Here is a 21,510-nt window from a genome sequence, read left to right on the forward strand (position 1 = left end):
GTACCCGCCGACCTCCCGCGCAGCCTCGAGCGCATCACTCTTCTCCACGACAGGAGAGCAGCATGCCCATGCACCGCCGCACCTTCCACGCCCTCACCGCGAACAGTCGTGAGGGGCGGCCGACCCTGACACGCACAGCCCTCGCGGGCACGGCGACTGCCTTCATTCCCCAGCGCCCGGAGGGTGGCCGGTGAAGGCGAGCATCGGATCCCTGCGGGAACTCATGGGCGACGCCTGCCGGGCAGCATCCGTGCCCAGGGACAAGGCCGCGTTCATCGTCGAGCACTATCTGACCGGCGAGCTGCGGGGCAGGGCATCGCACGGCATCGCGAAATTCTGTTTCGAGTCCCAGTTCTTCCCACAGCGCGAAGGCTCCCCGCAGATCGTGCGCGAGCAGGGGGCGCTGGCGGTCATCGACGCCCGCCGCGAGATCGGGCCGATCAGCGCGGCCTACGCCGTCGACGTCGCGGTGGGCAAGGCGGCGGACGTCGGCGCCGGCATCGTCGGCATGATCAACACTCAGCGATACGGCATCCTCGCGCAGTGGAGCGAGCGGATCGCCGAACACGGCTATCTCGGCATCGTGATGAACACCTCCCGGGCCGAGGCGACAGTCCACGGCGGGCGTACCCCCGTTCTCGGGGTGAACCCGCTCTCCTTCGCCATCCCCACGCTCGGCGAGCCGCTCGTCGCGGACATGTCCACCACCCTGGCGCCCATGGGAGTCCTGTGGGAGGCCCGGCGCACCGGCGGCCCGCTCCCACACGACTCCTTCGTGGACGACCGCGGGAACCCGACCGACGATCCCGACACCGCAACCTCGGCCGTGGTGTTCGGCGAGCACCGCGGCTTCGCCCTCTCCCTGCTCGTGCAGATCCTCACCGGATCGCTCTTCGCCTTCCCCATGGGCGCCGCGGTGCACGACACCTGGAGCACCGGCTACGCGTTCCTTGCCCTGAATCCGTCCTTCGGCGGGCAGGCCGTGGGGTTTCCCGAGCGCAACACCCAGTTCGTCGAGGCGATGAGGAGCGCGGTGACACGGGACGGTGCCGCCGTGCGCCTGCCCGGACAGGCCAGCAAGCAGCGCGCGGACCACGCCCTGGCCACCGGCACGGTCGAGCTGGACGACGCCGTGTTCCGCCGACTGCAAGCGCGCGCTGCCGGCGACTTCGCTTCCGACTGACTGCCACGACGAAACCTCCTGGACGGAGCACGGCATGCAGATTCACTGGTTCCTACCCACCGCAGCCGACGGCCGGTCCCTGACCATGGGCACCCGGGGCACGCACGGCCCGCAAGCCGAAGCCGCCGCATCGCTCGCGCCCACCGCGGACCGGTTCCGGGCGCCGACCATCCGCTACATGACACAAATCGCACGGGCCGCCGAGGAAGCCGGTTTCGACGCCGTCCTCACCCCGACCGGCACCTGGTGCGAGGACGCCTGGCTGACCTGCGCCGCGCTCGCACGGGAGACCGAGCAGCTGAATTTCCTGGTCGCCTTCCGGCCCGGCCTCATCTCCCCGACCCTGGCCGCGCAGCAGGCCAGCACCTTCCAGCGGCTGTCCGGCGGCCGGCTGCTCCTCAACGTGGTGACCGGCGGCGAACGCGACGAGCAGGCCCGCTTCGGCGACCACCTGGCCAAAGCGGACCGCTACGCCCGCACCGACGAGTTCCTCACCGTGCTGCGCGGTTCCTGGAGCGGCGAGCCGTTCGACTTCCACGGCGAGCACTACGACGTCCGCGGCGCGACCGTCCTGGCCCCGCCCGACCCGCTGCCCCCGCTGTACTTCGGCGGATCCTCCCCTGAGGCGGGCCCGGTCGCGGCCTGCCATGCGGACACCTACCTCACCTGGGGTGAGCCGCCCGAGCAAGCCGCGCAGAAACTCGCATGGATCCGCGCACTCGCCCAAGAGGCCGGCAGGGAGATGCGGTTCGGGATCCGCTTCCACGTCGTGGCCCGGGACACCGCCGCAGAAGCCTGGGCGGCGGCCGAGCGCCTCCTCAAGGACATCGATCCAGCCCACGTCCGCCAGGTCCAGAGCGTCCTTGCGGCCAGCGAATCGACCGGCCAGGCCCGGATGAGCGCGTTGCACGACCGCTTCCGGGACGGCTGGAACCCCTCCGACCTGGAGGTCTACCCCAACGTCTGGGCCGGAGTGGGGTTACTGCGAGGTGGCGCCGGCACCGCGCTGGTCGGCAGCCACACGGAGGTCGCCGACCGCATCGCCGAATATGCGGCGCTCGGCATCGAGGAGTTCATCCTGTCCGGATTCCCGCACCTGGAGGAGGCGTACATGGTCGGCGAGGGAGTCCTGCCCGAACTGCGCCGACGCGGCCTGACGGGAGAAAGGGACCGGTGACTCCACCCGCTGCCACGTATCCCGGCCCGGCCCTCTGTGAAAGGACGACATGAAGAACTTCCTGGTGGTGGGCGTCGGCCCCCACGCCCGCCGGACCCACCTGCCGGCGCTGGCAGCCGGACAGGCATCCGGCCTCGTCGGCACCCTGTGCGGCGTCGACCTCCTGGGGGCCACAGACGTGCTGGTTCCCTACGCCGCCGACGACGGGCCCCGGTCGCTGCCCGTCACGCTGATCGAGCCGTTCAGCTCCCGTCTGCAGGCACTGCCCGAGCGGGTCCGCCGCACTCTGGACACCGTGGTGGACCGCCGCTCCATTCACGCCGTCGTGGTATCCACCGAGCCCGCCTACCACATGGTCTACACGCGGTGGGCACTGGAACGCGGGCTGAGCGTGCTGCTGGACAAGCCGCTGAGCGTGCACGCCGACGCCTCGACCGATCCGGCGCAGGCCGGCGCCATCCTCACGGACTTCGACGACATCATGGAGTGCTACCGGCAGGCCCAGCGCCGGTTCCCGCAGATCATGGTCACCGTCCAGAGCCAGCGCCGCTACCACCCGGCGTTCTGGCGGATACGGGAGTGCATCGCTGAGGTCGCGGCCGAGACCAGCTGCCCGGTGACCTCCATCCAGTCTTTCCACAGCGACGGGCAGTGGCGGATGCCGGACGAGATGATCGACCTCTCCTACCACGGCTTCGACCGCGGGTACGGCAAGGCCGCTCACAGCGGCTTCCACTTCTTCGACATCGTGCCGTGGCTTCTGGCTGCCGGTGAGACGAGCGGCAAAGAACTCGACGCCGTCGCGGTCCATGCCCACGTCACACGGCCAGGCGACCTCCTGGCCCAGATGGGCCTCCGCGACTACGAGCGGCTCTTCCCCGCCTTCGCGGCCCGCAATCCGTACACAGAGCCCGAACTGCGGTCGGCGACGCGGCTGTTCGGGGAAGTTGACGCCTTCATATCCATGGCCTACCAGAGCCGCGGGCGCACCATGACTCTGGGCAGCATCAACCTGGTGCACAACGGGTTCTCGCAGCGCGGGAGCCTGACCCCGGCCCACGCCAGCCTCTACAAAGGCAACGGACGGGTCCGGCACGAGACCCACATCATCGAACAGGGCCCGTTCCAGGCCATCCATCTCCACTCCCTGCAAACCCTCACCGACGGCACTGAAAGCGCGGACCCACACGCACTGGGCAACGAACGCCACGTCGAAGTGCACGTCTTCCGCAACCACACGTTCCGGCCCGACTGGGTCAAGTACGCCGGATTCGACTTCGGCACGCTGGCCGCGGCCTCCGCCTCCGCCTCCGCCTCCGAGGTCGCCCTGCCCACACAGGAATCTTCCCGGCGGCGCGCGACATGGGAGTTCCTCGAGTACCTGGACGGCCGGCGCACCCGCGAGGGAATGTCCTCCGAACTCACCGGCCATCGCAGGGGCGCGACGCTGATGGCCGGCGCCTATCTGTCGATGGCACAGCAGTGGGCCGGCGCCTCCCCAGTGGCCACGCTGGACTTCCGTCCCGCACCACAGCCCGCATCGGCACAGGTCCAAGGACCCATGGAGGCCGTGCTGTGAGGCTTGACGCGCCGATGCCCAGCCTGGCCACCCTGCTGGGGCCTGCCCTGCCCGACATTCTCAGCGCCTGCACCCGGCACACCGGGCCGATCACCGAGACTGAACGCGTCCACGGCGGCAACGTCAGCCACGTCTTCCGAATCCGCGGCCGCCACACCACAGTGATCCTCAAGATCCGCGGTGACCACTACGCCCGCATACCCACCCTGCCGACCGACCCGGCACTCATCGACGACGAACGCCGGGCACTGGAGGTCTACGGGCGGATCGAGCCGGCGCTTTTCCCTCAGGTCCTCGGCTACCACACCGAGACCCACACCATGATCCTGACCGACGTCTTCCCCCACGGCCGCAGCTACTACGAGGACCTCTGCGAACGTCCGGCCACCGCCGAAGAGATGATCCGGCTAGGCAGGGCAGTGCGCCGAATCCACGACGCCACCCAGCACACCGACACCGAGTTCCGAACCCACAGCAACCGCTACTTCCAGGAACGCTCATTCCTCTTCTGTCTGCGTGCCACCGGTCATGACCTGCTCGCGCAGACCTGCGAGGAACTCGCCGCCCGCTCCCACCAGTTGGTCCTCGGCGACCTCGCCCCCAAGAATCTAAGCCTCGCCGACGACGGGGTGGCATTCTGCGATCTCGACAACGTCCACCGGGGCTGGCCCCCGTACGACATCGCCTACTTCCTGGCCCACCTGTTGATCCACCACCTCGGCCACAGCAAGCACCTGCGGACGCTCGTACCCGCCCTGCTGACCGCCTACTTCGATGCCCAGCTACCGCACCACCTGCCGCCCACGGAGGCACTGCTCATGGCCAAGGTCGCGGCCGGGGTGATCCTGTACCGGCTGGACGAAGCCGTGCCCTACTCCCTGCCGGGCGAGAGCGCGCGGACGGGCCCGTTCCGCGAGGGGGTCCTGGAATTGCTGGCCCGCGGCGCGTTCACTGTGCAGGACCTGGTGCGGGCCGCAGAGATCCCTCACCGGGCGGCGTCATGAACGCGCACGTGTCCGAACGCCCCGGTGCGGAAGACCAGCACGCCGTCTCTGTCCTGCGCTCCCTCGGGTATCGCGTTCCGGACATCCAGTCCCTGGCCAGGGACCAGCGGGCTTTCGCCGTCCGCGTCCCCGAACGCCAGATCATGATTGCCCCTGGCATCCGCTTCCATGCCAGGGCCGTGGAGCTGGGGGAGGGCTGCTTCACCAACGCCTTCACCCTCCGTCTCGACCTGGAACAGGCGCAGGCCCAGGCCGTCACCCGCCCGAACGGACTCCACCTGCGTGACCTGCTCTCCCCGGACGCCGTAGTCGCAGCCGTCAGCGGCTCGTTCTCCTTCATTTCCGACGACCGCGCCTACCAGCCGGCCGAACCCAATCTCGACCTCTGCTGCCGGACCGGCCAGGTGACGAGCCTGCCCACCGCCTCCAAGCCCGCATTTCTCACCCACCACGGCCAAGCCGTGATCGGCATGCTGAAAGCCACCGGGAGTCTGCGCATCCAAGGACGCCCCTACCGGTGGGTCGGCTCCAAGGAACACAACCACCCACCGCGCGAGCACAACGTCCTCACCGTCTTCGGCGCCGCGAACTGCCGCGTCCGCTACACCGACGATTCCCGCACCGGCTTCCGACGCGATGTGGACCCCGCCACCAACCTCACGCCACCCGATCCCACCGCTGTCGACTTCGTCGTGTCCTGGACACCGGAGCGCGGCCACCGGGTGACAGCGGTACACCGGGGCGGAGGCGCCGACCTGTTCGCCGGGAACTTCGTGTTGCGCGCCGCGCATACGCAAGCCGAACACGTCCGGGTGAACTCGGGGGTCGAGATCACGCAGGTCGACGGGCTGGACGTGCGCAACCTCGGCGGCGGCCTCTCCCTCGGGCCCAGCGCCGCCGACGCCGCGGCTGGCCCCTGCCGGGGTTACGACCAGTGCCTGGGCACCGACCCGTTCCGCGACACGCGCCACGCACGGACCCTGATCGGCCTGCGCCGACGGGAGCTGTTCTTCCAAGTACTCGACGGCGCCCCGCTGTCGGGCAACTTCCGCGGCGTCACGCCCGCGGAGACCGCCGAGCTCTGCGCGCGCGAGGGACTCGACCCCCGACACGTCTACCACCTGGACGGCGGGGCTTCGTCGAAACTCGCCTTCACCAGCGCAGGCACGACCGAAGTCGCCGGCAGCATGCACTACCTCCGATGGCCCTGCAGCTCAGACCAGCCCTTCCGCTGGCAGGGCCTGGACGGCCGGGTCCTGCGCAACGCCTTCACCATCAGCCGACGCCCGGGAGGAACGAGGTGACGACCGTCCTCGTCGTGGGAGCCCATCCCGACGACCCTGAAATCGCCATGGCCATGCGCATGCGCTGGTACACCCTCAACGGGGCCCAAGTCCGGGTGCACTGCCTGACCACCGGAGCTATGGGCCCGAACGGCACATCGCCAAGACGGGAGGAGGCCCTGGCTGCCGGCCGCATCCTGGGCGTGGACGAGTACACCTTCTCCGACATCCCCGACACCCGGTTCGTCGAACACCGCGGGGAGATCAACAGCGAGCTGTTCAGGGTCTTCCGCGAGGCACGCCCTGACATCGTCTACACCCATTTCCCCGACGACCAGCACCTCGACCACAACATCACCGCGCAGGAGGTGACCACGGTCGCCCTGCGCGAAGCCAACAACCTCACCTACTTCCGTTCTCCCTACAGCCGCAACTTCGAACCCACCAACGTCTTCGTGGGGACCCACGAGCTCCTGGACTCGAAGGAAGCCGCCCTGAAGTGCTTCTCCTCCCAGCAGCAACTCGACATGCAGGTCTTCCGGAAACTGGCCGAGGTGGGATACCGCCAACACGTGCATCACCGGGTGGTCGAACAGTTCCCACCTGGTTTGACCTGCGCCGAGCTCTTCCGAACCGCGAGACAGATTGAGTTCGCCGCTCCAGCGAACTGACCGAGCCGGCCCGCGCCTGTTTCAGATGCCGTCGCGTACGAGCTTGACCAGCAGTTCGGTATCCCGCAGATCCGGCAGGACCACCTCTGCGCCGGCTTCTCGGAGCACGGATTCGTCGCTGCGTCCCGTGGCTACGGCGATCACGCGCACGCCGTTGGCGTGGGCGCCCTCGATGTCGGCCGGGGTATCCCCGATCAGCACGGCGGCCTCCGCGGTTGTGTGCGCGCGTTCCAGGGACAGGCCGACGAGGTCGGCGCGCACGTCGTGGTCCTCCCCGTAGGCGCCCCACTCCCACAGGACAGGGGTGTCCAGGCCGAAGACCTGCAACTTGAGCTCGGCAACGGCCCGGATGTTTCCCGAGACCACGGTCTGCCCGACGCCCGCTGCTGCGAGGGCGTCGAGGGCGGCGGCCGCGCCCGGCAGCGCATGGCCGCGTTCCCGGAGCTCGGCGGCGCGCTCCAGGTGGGCGGCGGTGAGGGCACGGGCGAACCGCTCGAAGTCGGCGCGGTCTGTGGTCAGTCCGTGTAGCTTCGCTGTCTCACGGAAGATCACCGGCTCGGTGATGCCGTCGATCCGTGCCTGCTGGCGCATGGGCTGCCCGGTTGTCTGCAGGAACGCGGAGGCAGACAGTTCGCGGCCCACCCCGCGGGTGTCGATCAGAGTGTGGTCGACGTCCCACAGGACCAGTCCGGTCATTCGGAGCCTCCCCAACTGCCCAGCATCGCAGGGCTACAGCGTGTCACACGAGTCTGAGCGGACCGTAGGCGCGGGCCCGGTCCGAGCCTCTACGCTGACGCCACCAGTACCGCCCGGGAAAGGGGGGCGACGGACGTGATGTCACCTTCGCCGAGCCTGTCCGTGGGAAGCACTATCCGGCGCTATCGGCGGCAGAAGGGTGACCGGTCGGTCGCTTCAGTCGCTGGGCTGTGCGGGATCACTCCGCGATATCTGCACCTGATCGAGGAGGGGAAGAAGGTCCCGTCGCTGGACGTACTGGACCGGATCGCGGCAGTTCTGGGCGTTCCCCCGGCCGCGCTGCTGGGCGGCGAACCGGTCGACGAACCCCCGGCGCCCGTCAGCGCGGCGCCGGCGGTCGCCCGGGCCCTGCTGGTCCCCACCCGCGGGCCTGGTCGTGCGGGGGATGCAGCAGGGTTGCGGGAGCGTGTCGAGCGGGCCTGGCACTCCTGGCAGACCTCGAAGGACCGGTTCACCCAGGCAGCCCGCTGTTTGCCGGAACTGATCACGGACGTGGAGGACGCGGTACGGCATCACCGGCACGGCCACGATCCACACGCACGGCGCGAAACACTGCGCGTGGCCGCTGATCTGTACGCGCTTCTGCGGTCGTACTGCCGCAGGGTCGGCCGGCTCGATCTCGCCCTCGTGGTCGCCGACCGGGCCATGCAGGTGGCCGAAGAAGCCGACGATCCCGTGCGGCAGGCTGCTGCCTCGTGGAACCTGGGCCACGTCCTGCTCTCCCACAACGACCCGAACACGGTGGAGGAAGCCAAGGAGATCGCACTCCAGGCCGTCGCGCACCTGCGCACCGGCCCGGCCAACTCGGCGACCCACGCCGTCGAAGGAGCTCTCGAACTGGTCGCCGTCGTCTCCGACGCCCGGCGCCGCAACTGGCAGCAAGCCCGCCGGCGGCTGGAGGAGCGGGCCCTCCCGCTCGCCCGGACCGCGGGGGAGGGCAACATCCAGTGGACGGTGTTCGGCCCCACCAACGTGGCGCTGCACGCGATGAGCGTCGAGATGCTCGCCGGTGAGGCAGGCGAAGGACTACGGCTGGCCGACCAGGTCGACACCAGCCGACTGCCCAGCCGGGAGCGGCAGTTCACCTTCGGCCTCGAGGTGGCCCGCTGTTACCACCAGCGCCGCGACGACGCCGCCGTCCTGGTGCATCTGCTCAGCCTGGAGGACCTCGCTCCAGAAGACCTTTCCCGCAGCCCCGTGGCCAGGGCCATGGTCCGGGATCTGCAGTTTCGGGTGCGTCCCACATTTCGCCGCAAGGTCGACGCCCTCGCCAGTCGGCTGGAGCGCGCCTGAGGAAGGCGCGGCGGGAGACTTACTCGAACCGGACTCCGCCGCCAGCCAGCTGGTCCGGGCCGGGCTGTGCCGAGAGCGAGACGGTCCACTGAGGCCAGACCGTGACTCGATGTGCCTCATTCTCGACGCGGGTCGCGCGTTCGCAGTGACACTGCGCCCAGTAGGCGGGCCGTTGCTAATCGGCTCACCGGCCATGACGATGGACGCCTTAAACCGTGTGACTCACACGGTTTAAGGCGGGCTGCGGGCATCGCCGCTCCGTGTCGCGTAGTGGACCAACCAGCCATCACCGATGCCCATGGAGAGGGAGAGGGGGCTCCGCGAGTTTGCGAACTCTCAGTTCGCCCACGGCACCCTGCCCGGCTCTACCGTCACGTGATCCGCGGGTGGAGGAGGCAACCGCATGGGCTGCGACGGGATGGCTCGGGCGAGCCGGTGGGACACGGCTGCGGCCGACGAGGTCGACGTCATCACGGTCTGCCGGTTCCTTGCGCTGCAGGCGCTGGAGCAGCTGACTGCGCCGGGTGCGGTCAGCGTGAACCCGGTGCCGGGCGCTGCCACCTTGTCCTTTCTCGTTCCCGCCGATGCCACCCACTGGCTGCCGTCCCACCTGGGCGCTCGCGCATCCTGCACGGACGTGGTGTTGCCCGCGGACGGCAAGGAGGAACCGCCCGGTCCCTACTGGCTGATCGAGCGATCGCAGGGCCTGACGTCCGTGGCCGCCCTGCGCGTGGCGCTGAGGGAGGCGGTGCGGCGATGGCCCGGGCGGCAGCCGCAACCTGTCGATTCGTTGCGCGAGTTGTGGGTTCCGCGCCGTGCGTGCACGGCGCCAGCCGGGCGGGACCGGGCTCCCCGTGGCAGGGGCTGGTGAGATGGTGGCGGCCCCTGCGGTCCTACCGGGCGGCGTCTACTCCGAACTCGTAGGCAACTTCCCAACGGGCGTGTGGGACGGTGATGTCGGCGGTCTCCACCGCGCGGCCGTCGACGTCGTAGTAGGTCCGCTCGATGACGAGGACCAGGTCCCCGCGGCCGATCCCGAGCAGGTTTGCCTGCTCCTGGGTTGCGCGTCCGGGGCGGGGGACTTCGAGCGCGGAGACGATGTCGACGCCGATGGAGCGCATCCGCTCGACGACGCCTTTGCCGGCGAGCGGGCCCATCTCGGGCAGCAGGATGGGGGTGTCGCCTGTGATCGCCATCGGCTCCCAGGACACGGAGAGCTGGGCGGGCTGGGCGTCGGCGAGGAACTCGTAGCCGGTGCGGACGCACGGGTCGCCGGGCTCGATGCCCAGCCGCTGGGCGATGTCGTGCGGGGCGGGTGTGCGGGCCTCGGAGTGCGCCTCCCAGGTTCCCTCGCGGCCGAGTTCGGCCATGTCGGCCCGGAACGGACTGCCGCGGCGGCGCTCTCGGTGCCGGGAGCGGATCATGCGGCGGCGTTCGCGGAGCTCGGCGACGAACGTGCCGGATCCGGCGCGGCCCTGCAGTCGGCCCTCGGCGATGAGCCGCTCCTGGGCCTTCTGCATGACGTTGGCGCCGACTCCATACTCCTCGGCCAGGCGTGCACGGGAGGGGAGTCGTTCTCCAACACCCCATTCGCCGCTGTCGAGTCGACGGCGCAGGTCGTTGGCGACGACCTCGTGCTGCGGCGGCTCCTCGTGGCCCATACGCGGACTCCGTACTGGTCAGCGGCTCCTCGATGCCCGGGTTCGGGCGACGCGATTGACAATTTAATGCATCAGGTTCAAGCTAATGCATTAAATCTACTGTACGTGATCAATCGTGCACGGGAGAGATCCGTGAACTCGCCGAACGCCCAGGCCACCGCGATTGTCTCGATGCTGCAGGCGCTCGGTGCGAGTCCGGTCGAAAGCCAGGAGCTCGGCTATGTCCGGATCGAGGCCCAGGTGCCGTCCACCATCAGCGACGATCTCCTGTCGGACCTGTTCCGCCTTCTTCAGAAGGCGTCGGACCGCTACGGCCACGACTTCGGAAAGGACCGCACTTCGGTTGTCTGGGCCGAAATCGACACCCGTGGCTCGGTCGGGCCCATCGCCTCGCTCCCGCCCACCAGCAGCATCGTCGGTCGTCCCGCCCGCGGGGCGGATGTCGTGCTCTACACCTGTGCCGCTGATGCAGAGTCCGCCAACCGGACGCTGACCGCTCTGAACACCTTCGCCGCCGCGCAAGGCTGGACAGTCGTCCACGAGGCATTCGACCTGGCCCCGCTCGCCACCTCACGCCGCGGCCGGACCGGATGGCGCGCGATCGAACGTGCCCTGACGGACGGCAGCGCCACCGGACTGATCGCGCAGAGCGAGCAGGAAGTCGCCAGCCGCTCCGCAGACCGCCTCTCGCTGCGCACCTTCATCATCGACCGGTCGGCGTTCGCCGTGTACCTCGGTACGCCCCCGCTGCCAGGGCCCGCCGCCGTGTGGTCCGGCACCTTCGACCTGGCTCCGGGCAGTGTGCGCCAGTTGAAGGTGCTGGCCCGGATGCGTCTGTCCCTGCGGCGGTGGCCCGGCGACGTGGACGCTGCCGTCGAAGTCCTCGCCCGCCTCGCCGCCAACGCCGTGACACACGGCCGGCCCGCCGGCCAGGCCCCGGCCAACATGCACATCCACCTCTCCTTCACCGATGAGGGAAACCTGCTCATCGACGTCGAGGACCCCAACCCGAGCTTCCCTGACGCGCAGGCCGCTCTGGACGGAGAGCGAGGCCGCGGTCTACGCGACGCCCTCGACTTTGGTGCGGAACTGCTGTGGTTCCTCGCCCCCGACGGCCTCGGCAAGACGGTGCGCGCAGTTCTGCCGCCGGGGGAGGGCTTCGCATGACGGGCCCCGAGGGCGACCAGCACGAGAGTGCACCCCCGCCTGCCGAAAACAGCGACGCTTTCCGCCCTCGCCTGCCGGAGCGGGGAGCCCAACCCAGGCAGCACCAGCACGAGGGAAACCTGTCAGGAATCCATCAGATGAGCGTGCACCCCCGGCCGGGAAGCTGGCGCGGGCGGGAGATGCTGCCCGTGCTCTGGATCGAGCCGCAACGGGTTTCGCCCCGCCCGCCGTCCGCACCTCCGCAGCGCGCCTCAAGCGGAACGAACACGCGGCGGATGACCTGGCAGCTGCCCGGCCGCTCAGAGGCCACCCCGGCCGGCGCCCGCCATCTGGTGACGCAGACATGCCGACTGTGGAGCATCCCGCCACACGTCACCCAGGACCTGACACTGATCGTGTCGGAACTGGCGACCAACGCCTTCCTGCATGCCCCTAACGACCGCGTCACGGTGGGCATGATCCAGACCCGCGACGACGTGTGGGTGTTCTGCGCCGACCAGGGGCCCCGCCGGCCCATCAAGACCAAACCGGCGCACGCCGACGACGAGCACGGCCGTGGGCTCCTCATCGTCGACACACTCGCCAGCCGCTACACGGTGACCCCGTGCGGCCGAGGTACGGCCGTGGCGGCCTGCCTCACGCTCCCCGCAAGCACGACCCCTCCCGTCCGCACTCCCCAGGGCACCGTCGCCGCTGCCCCCTGCGAGGACTCTTGCGATGCCACCCATAGCCATATCTGAACACGTGGGGGCGGCCCCCTTTACGCACGCGACCGGCCCAGCCGGACAACCGCGCGGCGCACACGGGCAGCCCCCCACTCTGGCCGACATGCTGCCGGCCGCGTACCTGGCCTCACGCCCCCTGAACGTGAAGGTTGGGGCGGATTTCGACATCGTTGTACTGCCCGAGGAGCAGGCCCGGCAGGCTGTCGACCGCCTCGCGCACTGCCGCCCTCACCCCATAGGTGCGGCCATGGCCCGCCGCGGCGAGTGGGTGCTGTTCCTGCCACCCGGTTCCGGGCTCGGCGCCCACTGGCACACACCCGCCCGGCACTTCGACAGCGGGACGCTCCAGGTACCGCCCTTACTCACGGCGTGCGAGGAGCTGCGGTGGGCCCGCTTGGGCAACACGGTGCACGGCGGCCGCGCCTACACCGCGCCCCTGGTGCTGCACCCCCTGCTGCCCCTTCTCGGGTGACCTCCCTTCTCCCACCCATCTGCTGTCCATCCGTCACGAGGATCTGATGTCCCTGATACATGACGTGCTCCTGTGGACGCCCTACGTCCCCCTCACCGCTGCCGGAGGGGCCGCTCTGCACTACCGGGCCCGACGCAAGGCTGCCGACAAGAGGGCGGCCGACGCCGAAGGGCGGGCCGCTGAGGCCGACCGCCGGATCGCCGCACGGGAGGAGGAGGCCCGCCAGCTCGCCGACTCCCGGCTGCCCGCCCTGGCGTACGCCCTGCAGCACGGCACCCCGCCCAGCTTCGGCGGGCTGCTGCACCCGGAGTTGAACAGCACCGTCACGGCTGCCGCCTACGAATCCGTCCTCAAACAGGTCGGTGCGCTGATGGACGCCGCATCCCGGAAGGCGGAGGAGGCCACCCGGTCCACGGTGCGAGCCTGCGTCAAGTCCGTGCAGGCCCTCCTCTACGAGCAGCAGAGCGCGATCTCCAATCTGCTGGACGCCGAGGACGACGAGCGGGTCCTGGCCCTGGTCCAGCCCATCGACCACGCGGGCAACCAGCTCCTTCGCCGGTTGCAGGTCCTCGGCGTGATCGCAGGCACCTGGCCCGGACGACAGCGGGACAACGTCCCCCTGAACGATGCGATCAGGGGCGCCATGTCCCGCATCCGCGACTACCAGCGCGTTCGGCCGCCCCGCACATCCGGCCTGTACCTCGCCGACCGAAACGTCGAGCCCGTCGTCCTGGTCCTCGCCGAACTCCTCGACAACGCGGCCCGGCACAGCCCCCCGTCCACGCCGGTGGACGTACGGCTCGTCGAGGGAGCCCAGGGCGTCAGCATCGAAATCCACGACGCAGGGGCCGGGATGAGTGCCGAGGCCGAACTGGAGGCCAAGCGGCGGCTGTCCGGGGACGGCTCGTTCCGGCTCACCGAGCTGCGCAACCCGCCCAGCTTCGGGCACCTCGGCGCCGGCGTGCTCGCCCGCAGGTACGGCTTCCGCGTCCATCTCGACGACGCCTCTCACTACGGCGGTGTGCGGGCCGTCGTGTTCCTGCCTCAGGCGCTGCTCGCCGAGGCCCCGCCCCCTGAAGAGACGGCTCCTGCCCCGGTGCAACAGACGGCGTCCGTGGCGCCGGTGCGGCAGGCCGCCCCGGGCGCGGTCGCCGCAGGCCCTTACGAAATCACCCACGACGGGCTCGCCAAGCGGAACTCCGGGAGGCCTGCCAGTCAGGACACAGCCCGGCCGCGGCGACCGCTGGCGGGAGCCGAGCCCCCGCCGTCCGGGTCCGGGCGCGGGCTTGCCGCATTCGTCCAGGGCACCCGCGGCATCCACGACGACGCCCCCCAGACGTCCAACCCTTCCCCCACGAGTGAGGAGTCCCCCCGATGACGCAAGCGGCCCGCCCCAACCTGAGCTGGATTCTCAATGAGCTGCTCGACATCCTCCATGCCCGGCATGCGCTGGTGCTGTCCGCGGACGGCCTGACCGTGGCGTCCTCGGACGGCGTGGACAGAAACCTCGCCGACCGGATCGCGGCGACTGTGTCCGGGCTTCAGTCCCTCAGCCGCAGCGCCGGTGAGTTCGTCACGGAGGACAACACCGTGTGGCAGCAGACCATGGTCCAGTACCAGGACGGGTACCTGTTCGTGATCGCCGCCGGCTCCGGCAGCCACCTGGTGGTGTCGGCCGGTAGCGAGGTGGACATCGAGGCGATCTCCTACCGGATGGCAAAGACCGTCGAACGTCTCGGTGACCCCCTGTCGGTGGCACCACGCGAGCCCTCACCGCAGGGATGACGGCCCGCCGTCGAGACGGTGACCGGCTGGTCAGAACGTACGTGGTCACGGGCGGCCGATCCTCGCCCACCCGCAACACTTTCGACCAGATCACACTGATCAGCCTGTCGTCGTCGGCCCCCTACCTCAGCCGGTCCGACCTCAACGAGGAACAGAACAAGATCCTCGGCCATCTCGCGCGCGGCGCCCAGTCCGTCATCGAACTCTGCGCCTTCCTGCACCTGCCCTTGGCCGTGATCCGTGTCCTGCTCTGCGACCTCATCGAGTCCGGCCACATCGCCGCATCCGGGCGGCGCATCACCGACGCCCCTGCCGAAGGCCCCGACCGTACGACCCTGGAGGCAGTCCTTGAAGGACTACGTCGACTCTGACCCTGACCCCGGATCGGGGCTGCGTGGCAACGAGCGCACCGTGAAGATCCTGATCGTTGGCCACATGGGAGCCGGTAAGACCACGGCGGTGGCCCGCGTCTCCGAGATCCGTCCCGTCACGACGGAAGAGGTGATGACGAGCGCGGGCAGCAGCGTCGACCGCGCCGACCTCGCTGACAAGACGACCACGACCGTGGCCATGGACTTCGGCCGCGTGAACCTGAATGAAGAACTGGTCCTCTACCTGTTCGGAGCTCCCGGCCAGGCCCGCTTCTTCGACATCCTCGAAGACCTGGCCCACGGTGCGCTGGGCGCCCTCGTGCTCTGCGACCCGCGGCACCTCGCGGAGACGTACCCGATCCTCGACCTCGTCGACGAACTCGGACTGACCTACGTCATCGCCGTCAACGAGTTCGACGGCGCCCCCCGCCACACCGAGCAGCGGCTGCGCGAGGTCATGGAGCTCCCCCCGAGCATCCCGCTGGTCTTCTGCGACGCCCGCTCCCGCCCCAGCACCCGCGATGCGCTGATCGCCCTCGTCCAGCATCTCCTGACCACGCTCCCGGAGCCCGTGCGATGACCTACCACGCCCAGCAGGACGCCGGGCAGTGCCCGGCCTACCAGCCCGCCCACAACGGACCGCTGCCGATCCACGGCCCCACGTTCAGAGACAACCCCCACGACACCTACGAACGGCTGAGGACCCAAGGCCCGGTGGCGCCCGTCGAGATCGAACCCGGCATCTGGGGCTACCTCGCCGTGTCGTTCCGCGCCGCGATGTACCTGCTGCGCAACAACCCGCAGCGGTTCAGGAAGGACCCGAACCACTGGGAGGCCCTGCGCCGCGGTGACGTCCCACCCACCAGCCCCGCCCTGATGATGATGGGCCCGCGCGACAACGCCCTGTGGAAGGACGGCGACGAGCACCTGCGCCTGCGCGGGGCGCTCACGTCGGCGCTCGGGACGGTCGACACCCATCAACTGACCCGCACCGTCACAGAGATCGCCGACCACCTGATCGACAAGATCGCACCCATCGGCACGGCCGACCTGGTGGCCCAGTACTGCGACGTGCTGCCGATGCTGACGGTCAACGCGATGTACCAGTCCCCGCCCGCGATCGGCGATCAGATCGTTCGCACGGTCACCCGGCTGTTCCTCGCCGGGCCCGACGCGGCCGAAGCCAACGCGGCCCTGGAGCAGGCGTGCCTGGAACTGATCCGGCACAAACGGAACTATCCCGGGCGGGACGTCGTCACCTCACTGATCGCCGCAGGCCTGACCGACCGCGAACTCGTGCCCACCCTCATCCTCCTGTTCGGGGCGGCAGGCCCGCCCCCGGCCAAGCTCATCGCGTCCGGACTGCTGCGGATCCTCACCGACGACCGGTTCGCCGGCGACGTCCACACCGGCGTCCACCCGGTGTCCGCTGCTCTCGACGACGTGCTGTGGCAGGACCCGCCCGTCCCGAACTACTGCCCCCTGTACGCGCAGGGCCTTCAGGTCGTCGAGGGGGTCCAGGTCCAGCCCGGCATTCCGATCCTGGTCTCCTTCGCCGCAGCCAACGCCGACCCCGCCCTCACCCTCGGCCTGCCTCCCGGCGCCCGCACCGGCAACCGCGGGCACCTCGCGTTCTCTGCCGGGGCGCACGCGTGCGCCGCACCCGACCTGGCGCGCGTGATCTGCGAGACGGCCGTCGAGCGGGCCCTGGACCGTCTGCCCAGCCTGACCTTGGCCATCCCCGCCGACCAGGTCCCCCCGATGCCCGGCACCTTCATCGCCGGTCCCGCCGCGCTGCCCGTGCACTTCCAGCGCGCCGCCCCCACCCCACCCGATCCGGAAGGACCGCAGCAGCATGACCACGCCCGCCACCCCCGCGCCCCCCGCCTCCTCCGATCGCTGGCACTACCTCCTCGACCCGACCGGAGGTGACATCCACGGCGAGACCGCCGCCCTGCGCGAGGCCGGACCCGCCGCCCGCGTCATCCTGCCCGGCGGCATCCCCGCCTGGACGGTCACCGACCCCGACCTCATCCGGCGCCTCCTCTCCCACCCCAAGATCAGCAAGGACGCCTATCAGCACTGGCCGGCCTACATCAACCGCGAGATCCCCGACGACTGGCCCCTGCGGATCTGGGTCGACGTCCGCAACGCTCTGACCGCGTACAGCGCAGAACACAAGCGGCTGCGCCGCCCCCTGGCCGCCGCGTTCAGCACGCGCCGCGTCCGCGCCCTGGCCCCCCAGATCACCGACGTCACCCGCACCCTGCTCGACGAGCTCGCCGTCACGGGCCCCGACGACGAAGTGGACCTGCGGGCACGGTTCGCGTGGCGGTTGCCCCTCCAGGTGGTCAACCTGATACTCGGCGTCCCGGACGAGTTCCACGACGACTTCCGGGATTCGGTCGGCGCCCTGTTCATCACCACGACCAGCCCCGAAGAGGGCCAGGCCGCGATTGTCCGCATCTACGAGCTCATCGACAAGCTGATCGGCTACAAGCGGCGCAACCAGGCCGACGACATCACCTCCCAGCTCATCGCCGCCCAGTACGCCGGTGAGATCAGCGAGAAGGAGCTCGCCGACAGTTTCATCCTGCTGATCGGGGCGGGCCACGAGACGACCGTCAACGCGATCGACCATGCGGTGGTCAACTTGCTCACCCATCCCGAGCAGCTGGCCCTGGCCACGAGCGGCGCCATCGGCTGGACGCAGGTCGTCGAAGAGTGCCTGCGCCACCAGGCCCCCGTCGCCACGGTCATCCTCAGGTTCGCCGTCGAGGACGTGCACGACGAGACCACCGGCCTCACCTTCGGCCGCGGTGACGCCATCGCCATCAACTACGCGGCAGCAGGCCGCGACCCGCGAGTCCACGGCGACAGCGCCGGCCAGTTCGACATCACCCGCCCCACGACGGGCAAGCACCTCGCGTTCGGTCACGGCGCCCACTTGTGCGTCGGCGCGGAAATCGCCCGCATCGAGATCCGTACCGCCCTCGAGGAACTCTTCGCCCGCTTCCCGAATGTGAGCCTGGCCGTCGACCCCGACCAGCTGGAGCCCCTGCCCAGCATCATCACCAACGGGCACACCCGCGTGCCCGTCGTCCTCGGACGGACCGCATGAACGAGCAGCAGACGGTGACCACCAAACAACGTGAGCTCGGTCCGGCGTCGGACACTCCCGAATCCCTGCGTGACCGGCTCGATGAGGCCTTCCGGGATGCCGGGGCGGAAGCCAGCTGCCACGTCGGCCCCAGCGGCAGCGTGGTATCGGTGACCCTGTACACCCGCATGCTCTCGTTTGAGCCGAATCCCGAGGGCGCCACTGTGTGGCTGCAGGCGAACGACATCGACGCCGACGCCCGATTCGACAGCGAGGGCTTACACCTCGTCGTCGACCTGCACACACCGCAGGCCGTCGCCCGATTCACAGACCTACTGCTCGCCCCCCACGTCCGCACCCGGGCCGCCGCCGCTGAACTGGCCGAGGCCCTCAGTACGCACTACCTCTCCACCAGCGTGCGGCCCGACCTGTCGAACCACACGGTTGAACTGCGCCTGCACGACAACGCAGACCTGCACACCACCCGCACGGTGGCCGAAGTGCTGGGAGCCCCCGGCATCGACGAGGGACTGGACCTTTCGCGCAAAAAACACCTGCGGCGCCTCGCAGAACGCCTCACTTGGCTCATCACCGGGATCACCACCGCCCCCACGTCCGCCGTTGCCGTCCCAGAGTGCGCCCACACCCCCGATCAGATCACCCTCTGCCTCACCCAGCACCAAGCCCGGCAACTCACCACCCGCATCCAGGCCGTCCCGCCGCCCGAGCCCGACATCGAGCCGACGACCGCGTAAGCCCCCGTACGCGGCAGTCCACGAGCCTGCCGCGCACGGGACTCCAGCCCTGTCGCCGGGCCCCTGCTCAGCCCGGCGACAGGGCTCCCCGACAGCCAGACAATGCGAGAACGGAACGTGAGCCACCAATCCTCATCCCAGCAGGCAGCTTCGGATCGCATCGACCACGCCTTGCGCACCCGTATCGCCGACGGAACATGGCCGCCAGGACACCTGTTCACCTGGCCTCAGCTGATCGCCGAGTTTCAACTGAGCCCCAGGAACGTGCCGGTCATCCTCTCTCCCGTTCTGCGGAGGATGCGCCGCGAAAGGCTGATCGAAGCCCGCCCCCAGATCGGATCACGGGTCGCGATCGAAGGCGAGACGTGGAGCCCACCTCCCGGCTACGAAGACCTCCCTCACGATCAATACATCGAAATCACGCTCCGGAAGCGACTCCGTGATGCGCTCACCGGACAGGGGACCTACCGGCCGGGGCAACAGTTCACCCCGCTCAAGGAACTCGCCGAGGAATTCGGCGTGTCGACGACCACGGTCCGTAAGGCAACCGCCGTCATGATCGAGCAGGGACTCCTGGTCACAACTCGCGGCAACCGCACGTTCGTCGCTCAGGACCTGGCCAAATTCACCCTCGCCGAAGTCCTCAGGCCGCCCGTGCGGCGCAGGCCGGGAACCTCGAAGTTGGACGCATTCGGCGAATCGCACAGCCTGGCCGAATGGGCACGGCATCCCCGGTGCGCAGTCGCCTACACCACGCTCTACAGCCGATACGAGAACGGCTGGAGCCTGGAAGAGGCGCTGACCAAACCACTGTCGCCCGCCCCGTCCCATCAGCGGAAGCCATCGAAAGCCAACGTCCAGCCGCCGCCATCCGAATACGAGACGGCCGCCACGCCGGACGCCTACACGATCGCGCGCGAAACCATCCTCGCTCGCATATCAGACGGGACCTACACACCGGGAGTGGTCATTCCGGCCGAGGATATAGCGGAACGCAGAGCAATACCAGAGGCGAAAGTCCTGGAGGCCCTGGACGACCTGCACGACATACGAATGGTCAACCACCATCCCGGCATTGGCTATATCGCCGCCGCAAGCTACGTTCCCGAGGCAGGAGACGCATGACCGTCTGGATCGTCCCCGCAGCCACGATCCTCGTTCCCGTCATCGTGGGCTGTCTCACCTCGCTACAGATGTTCCGCACCCTTGCCCAGGCGTGGGCTGCCACCTTCACCAACATGTCCCACTGCCTCGACGAGGCAGCGCAGACACCGCGTCCCGAACCCCTGCCCGCCGCGCCCACTCCGCAAAGCGGCGCGCGGCACAGCGCACGCACGGCAAGGAGCAAGAAGTGACCCGTCTTCCCGATGAGCGCGCTCAGCGCGACGAGAAGATCGCCGAGCTGCTCCACGCCGGAAAGACCATCGCCGAAATCGAGCAGACCCTGCACACCAGCTACCGGGCCGTTGTCCGCGTCCGGGACGGGCGCGGCATCCCTGTGCCAGCCGGCCGGATCCATCGCTCGCGTGCCGAGCTCGACCACCTCGAACAGGAGGCCGTGACCATGCTGCGGGCTGGGGCGACACAGCGCGAGATCTACGCCAAGCTGCGGATCAGTCCCGCCACCCAGGCCCACCTGCGCAAGGTGCATCGCATCCCTGCTCAGCCACCGAAGAACCGCCCGGCGCCGCCTGCAGGCGAGGGCAGCGTCGTCACGACCATGCTTTCGGCCTCTCCGGCCGCTCCCTGACATGAGCCCGTGGGTACGAGCAGCCGTACGTGCGGGGATCCGGCGGATCAGCTCCTCCCTCTCCGGGATACGCTCGCGCCCTTGCCTGGTCAACTTCTCGTTCCAGGCTTCCTGTTCCGACCTTCTTCCGGGGGAAAATCATGGGGATATCCGTACGCCGGTCCGTGTCGCGGAGAGTGGCGAGCGCAGCCCTCGGGTGCGTGCTCCTCGGCGGAGGAACGGGGGCATGCGGGACGGGTGGCGAGAGTAGTTCCGGCAAGTCCGCGCAGACGCCGGCGCCGGCCCTGACGCCCGCCGAGGCCGTGGCGAAGGCCGCGGAGGACTCCGCCAACATCACGTCCCTCCGTTACCGGATCACCGGATCCGTGCCGGATCGGGGCCGGTTGACCGTCGACGCGGCCATGAGCACGGCGCCTCTGTCCATGACCATGGAACTGGCCATGCCGGACCAGCGCGCGAAGGGCCCGCTGAGCATCCGGTTCGCTGGTAAGGCCATGTACGTCGGCGGTGGCGCCCTCGACATCCGGAAGTTGGGGAGAGCCGCGAACCTGGACCCCGACAAGTTGAACGGCAAGAGCTGGCTCCGCATCGAGCCGGCGGCCTGGGGTCTCATCTCCGTGGACAACCAGTCCTACGGCATACTGCCCCACCAGGTCGAGGGCAGCCCGATCGTCCAGTCCACACTGCTGACCGGCGCCAAGAACGCGAAGAAGATCGGGGCCGAGACGATTCTCGGCGCCCGCACCACGCACTACCGCGGAACCGTCACCTCCGAGGG

The 21,510-nt window shown here is 69.4% G+C and carries 23 protein-coding genes and 1 pseudogene; 22 read left to right on the forward strand and 2 right to left on the reverse strand.

All coding sequences use genetic code 11. From position 1 onward, the window contains the following. The first annotated feature begins 190 nt into the window (after nucleotides 1-190). From ACGFWE_RS40910 to ACGFWE_RS40935, 6 genes are read left to right on the forward strand one after another with little or no spacing between them, the layout of a single operon-like run. Nucleotides 191-1,183: an Ldh family oxidoreductase gene (locus ACGFWE_RS40910; protein WP_393605492.1), complete on the forward strand. Its 993-nt coding sequence runs from the start codon at nucleotides 191-193 to the stop codon at nucleotides 1,181-1,183. 34 nt (nucleotides 1,184-1,217) lie between these two features. Next, on the forward strand, nucleotides 1,218-2,360 hold the full coding sequence (locus ACGFWE_RS40915) for an LLM class flavin-dependent oxidoreductase (RefSeq protein WP_393605494.1): 1,143 nt from the start codon (nucleotides 1,218-1,220) through the stop codon (nucleotides 2,358-2,360). A gap of 49 nt (nucleotides 2,361-2,409) precedes the next feature. Then, nucleotides 2,410-3,939, forward strand: coding sequence for a Gfo/Idh/MocA family oxidoreductase (locus tag ACGFWE_RS40920; RefSeq protein WP_393605496.1), 1,530 nt, complete (start codon nucleotides 2,410-2,412; stop codon nucleotides 3,937-3,939). Then, nucleotides 3,936-4,943 carry a phosphotransferase gene (locus ACGFWE_RS40925; protein ID WP_393605498.1) on the forward strand — a complete coding sequence of 336 codons (1,008 nt, stop codon included), beginning with the start codon at nucleotides 3,936-3,938 and terminating at the stop codon, nucleotides 4,941-4,943. The genes ACGFWE_RS40920 and ACGFWE_RS40925 overlap by 4 nt, the downstream gene beginning before the upstream one ends. Nucleotides 4,944-4,951: 8 nt before the next feature. Further along, nucleotides 4,952-6,247 (forward strand): phosphodiester glycosidase family protein, encoded by a 1,296-nt coding sequence (locus tag ACGFWE_RS40930; RefSeq protein WP_393605500.1) that lies wholly within the window; start codon nucleotides 4,952-4,954, stop codon nucleotides 6,245-6,247. Beyond that, complete coding sequence (locus tag ACGFWE_RS40935; protein ID WP_393605502.1) at nucleotides 6,244-6,897, forward strand: PIG-L deacetylase family protein; 654 nt, start codon at nucleotides 6,244-6,246, stop codon at nucleotides 6,895-6,897. Before ACGFWE_RS40930 ends, ACGFWE_RS40935 begins: the two co-directional genes overlap by 4 nt. Before the next feature lie 21 nt (nucleotides 6,898-6,918). Here the strand turns inward: ACGFWE_RS40935 and ACGFWE_RS40940 are convergent, their stop codons facing one another. After that, nucleotides 6,919-7,593 (reverse strand): HAD family hydrolase, encoded by a 675-nt coding sequence (locus ACGFWE_RS40940; protein WP_393605504.1) that lies wholly within the window; start codon nucleotides 7,591-7,593, stop codon nucleotides 6,919-6,921. Nucleotides 7,594-7,755: 162 nt separating this feature from the next. Here ACGFWE_RS40940 and ACGFWE_RS40945 point away from each other — a divergent pair, with 162 nt between their 5' ends. Both ACGFWE_RS40945 and ACGFWE_RS40950 read left to right on the forward strand, forming a co-directional pair. Then, nucleotides 7,756-8,946 carry a helix-turn-helix domain-containing protein gene (locus ACGFWE_RS40945; protein ID WP_393605506.1) on the forward strand — a complete coding sequence of 397 codons (1,191 nt, stop codon included), beginning with the start codon at nucleotides 7,756-7,758 and terminating at the stop codon, nucleotides 8,944-8,946. 403 nt (nucleotides 8,947-9,349) lie between these two features. After that, nucleotides 9,350-9,817 carry a hypothetical protein gene (locus ACGFWE_RS40950; RefSeq protein ID WP_393605508.1) on the forward strand — a complete coding sequence of 156 codons (468 nt, stop codon included), beginning with the start codon at nucleotides 9,350-9,352 and terminating at the stop codon, nucleotides 9,815-9,817. Between the two features lie 22 nt (nucleotides 9,818-9,839). Here ACGFWE_RS40950 and ACGFWE_RS40955 read toward each other — a convergent pair whose 3' ends face one another. Then, on the reverse strand, nucleotides 9,840-10,607 hold the full coding sequence (locus tag ACGFWE_RS40955; protein WP_393605510.1) for a GntR family transcriptional regulator: 768 nt from the start codon (nucleotides 10,605-10,607) through the stop codon (nucleotides 9,840-9,842). 132 nt (nucleotides 10,608-10,739) lie between these two features. Here ACGFWE_RS40955 and ACGFWE_RS40960 point away from each other — a divergent pair, with 132 nt between their 5' ends. The 14 genes and pseudogenes from ACGFWE_RS40960 to ACGFWE_RS41025 all read left to right on the forward strand — a co-directional run. Further along, a complete protein-coding gene (locus tag ACGFWE_RS40960) occupies nucleotides 10,740-11,774 on the forward strand; it encodes an ATP-binding protein (protein WP_393605512.1) in 1,035 nt (344 codons plus the stop codon). Between the two features lie 275 nt (nucleotides 11,775-12,049). Further along, nucleotides 12,050-12,514, forward strand: a complete 465-nt coding sequence (locus ACGFWE_RS40965) for an ATP-binding protein (RefSeq protein ID WP_393605514.1) — start codon at nucleotides 12,050-12,052, stop codon at nucleotides 12,512-12,514. 88 nt (nucleotides 12,515-12,602) lie between these two features. Next, complete coding sequence (locus ACGFWE_RS40970) at nucleotides 12,603-12,971, forward strand: hypothetical protein (protein WP_393605516.1); 369 nt, start codon at nucleotides 12,603-12,605, stop codon at nucleotides 12,969-12,971. 46 nt (nucleotides 12,972-13,017) lie between these two features. Next, nucleotides 13,018-14,349, forward strand: coding sequence for a sensor histidine kinase (locus ACGFWE_RS40975; RefSeq protein WP_393605518.1), 1,332 nt, complete (start codon nucleotides 13,018-13,020; stop codon nucleotides 14,347-14,349). Further along, a complete protein-coding gene (locus ACGFWE_RS40980) occupies nucleotides 14,346-14,756 on the forward strand; it encodes a roadblock/LC7 domain-containing protein (protein ID WP_393605520.1) in 411 nt (136 codons plus the stop codon). Before ACGFWE_RS40975 ends, ACGFWE_RS40980 begins: the two co-directional genes overlap by 4 nt. Then, nucleotides 14,753-15,127, forward strand: a complete 375-nt coding sequence (locus ACGFWE_RS40985; protein WP_393605522.1) for a DUF742 domain-containing protein — start codon at nucleotides 14,753-14,755, stop codon at nucleotides 15,125-15,127. The genes ACGFWE_RS40980 and ACGFWE_RS40985 overlap by 4 nt, the downstream gene beginning before the upstream one ends. 19 nt (nucleotides 15,128-15,146) lie before the next feature. After that, the gene (locus ACGFWE_RS40990; protein ID WP_393605542.1) at nucleotides 15,147-15,707 is read left to right on the forward strand and encodes an ATP/GTP-binding protein; all 561 of its coding nucleotides are present in this window, start codon (nucleotides 15,147-15,149) and stop codon (nucleotides 15,705-15,707) included. Beyond that, nucleotides 15,704-17,059, forward strand: a complete 1,356-nt coding sequence (locus tag ACGFWE_RS40995; protein WP_393605524.1) for a cytochrome P450 — start codon at nucleotides 15,704-15,706, stop codon at nucleotides 17,057-17,059. Before ACGFWE_RS40990 ends, ACGFWE_RS40995 begins: the two co-directional genes overlap by 4 nt. Continuing rightward, the gene (locus ACGFWE_RS41000) at nucleotides 16,983-18,248 is read left to right on the forward strand and encodes a cytochrome P450 (protein ID WP_393605526.1); all 1,266 of its coding nucleotides are present in this window, start codon (nucleotides 16,983-16,985) and stop codon (nucleotides 18,246-18,248) included. The genes ACGFWE_RS40995 and ACGFWE_RS41000 overlap by 77 nt, the downstream gene beginning before the upstream one ends. Further along, complete coding sequence (locus ACGFWE_RS41005; RefSeq protein ID WP_393605528.1) at nucleotides 18,245-18,982, forward strand: hypothetical protein; 738 nt, start codon at nucleotides 18,245-18,247, stop codon at nucleotides 18,980-18,982. The genes ACGFWE_RS41000 and ACGFWE_RS41005 overlap by 4 nt, the downstream gene beginning before the upstream one ends. 117 nt (nucleotides 18,983-19,099) lie before the next feature. Beyond that, nucleotides 19,100-20,107, forward strand: a complete 1,008-nt coding sequence (locus tag ACGFWE_RS41010; RefSeq protein ID WP_393605530.1) for a GntR family transcriptional regulator — start codon at nucleotides 19,100-19,102, stop codon at nucleotides 20,105-20,107. After that, nucleotides 20,104-20,337 (forward strand): hypothetical protein, encoded by a 234-nt coding sequence (locus ACGFWE_RS41015; RefSeq protein WP_393605532.1) that lies wholly within the window; start codon nucleotides 20,104-20,106, stop codon nucleotides 20,335-20,337. The genes ACGFWE_RS41010 and ACGFWE_RS41015 overlap by 4 nt, the downstream gene beginning before the upstream one ends. After that, nucleotides 20,334-20,732: a hypothetical protein gene (locus tag ACGFWE_RS41020; protein WP_393605534.1), complete on the forward strand. Its 399-nt coding sequence runs from the start codon at nucleotides 20,334-20,336 to the stop codon at nucleotides 20,730-20,732. Before ACGFWE_RS41015 ends, ACGFWE_RS41020 begins: the two co-directional genes overlap by 4 nt. A 176-nt stretch (nucleotides 20,733-20,908) precedes the next feature. After that, a pseudogene (locus tag ACGFWE_RS41025) lies at nucleotides 20,909-21,510 on the forward strand (hypothetical protein); the annotation flags it as partial.

Source organism: Streptomyces sp. NPDC048523, assembly GCF_043199815.1.
Taxonomy (GTDB): Bacteria; Actinomycetota; Actinomycetes; order Streptomycetales; family Streptomycetaceae; genus Streptomyces.

Bases quoted from the DNA above. Each gene is read 5' to 3' on its own strand.
- ACGFWE_RS40985 (WP_393605522.1), top strand. From the start codon at position 14,753: ATGACGGCCCGCCGTCGAGACGGTGACCGGCTGGTCAGAACGTACGTG.
- ACGFWE_RS40940 (WP_393605504.1), bottom strand. From the start codon at position 7,593: ATGACCGGACTGGTCCTGTGGGACGTCGACCACACTCTGATCGACACC.
- ACGFWE_RS40965 (WP_393605514.1), top strand. From the start codon at position 12,050: ATGACCTGGCAGCTGCCCGGCCGCTCAGAGGCCACCCCGGCCGGCGCC.
- ACGFWE_RS40915 (WP_393605494.1), top strand. From the start codon at position 1,218: ATGCAGATTCACTGGTTCCTACCCACCGCAGCCGACGGCCGGTCCCTG.
- ACGFWE_RS40955 (WP_393605510.1), bottom strand. From the start codon at position 10,607: ATGGGCCACGAGGAGCCGCCGCAGCACGAGGTCGTCGCCAACGACCTG.
- ACGFWE_RS40950 (WP_393605508.1), top strand. From the start codon at position 9,350: ATGGGCTGCGACGGGATGGCTCGGGCGAGCCGGTGGGACACGGCTGCG.
- ACGFWE_RS41015 (WP_393605532.1), top strand. From the start codon at position 20,104: ATGACCGTCTGGATCGTCCCCGCAGCCACGATCCTCGTTCCCGTCATC.
- ACGFWE_RS40975 (WP_393605518.1), top strand. From the start codon at position 13,018: ATGTCCCTGATACATGACGTGCTCCTGTGGACGCCCTACGTCCCCCTC.
- ACGFWE_RS40920 (WP_393605496.1), top strand. From the start codon at position 2,410: ATGAAGAACTTCCTGGTGGTGGGCGTCGGCCCCCACGCCCGCCGGACC.
- ACGFWE_RS40995 (WP_393605524.1), top strand. From the start codon at position 15,704: ATGACCTACCACGCCCAGCAGGACGCCGGGCAGTGCCCGGCCTACCAG.
- ACGFWE_RS41005 (WP_393605528.1), top strand. From the start codon at position 18,245: ATGAACGAGCAGCAGACGGTGACCACCAAACAACGTGAGCTCGGTCCG.
- ACGFWE_RS40980 (WP_393605520.1), top strand. From the start codon at position 14,346: ATGACGCAAGCGGCCCGCCCCAACCTGAGCTGGATTCTCAATGAGCTG.
- ACGFWE_RS40970 (WP_393605516.1), top strand. From the start codon at position 12,603: ATGCTGCCGGCCGCGTACCTGGCCTCACGCCCCCTGAACGTGAAGGTT.
- ACGFWE_RS41000 (WP_393605526.1), top strand. From the start codon at position 16,983: ATGACCACGCCCGCCACCCCCGCGCCCCCCGCCTCCTCCGATCGCTGG.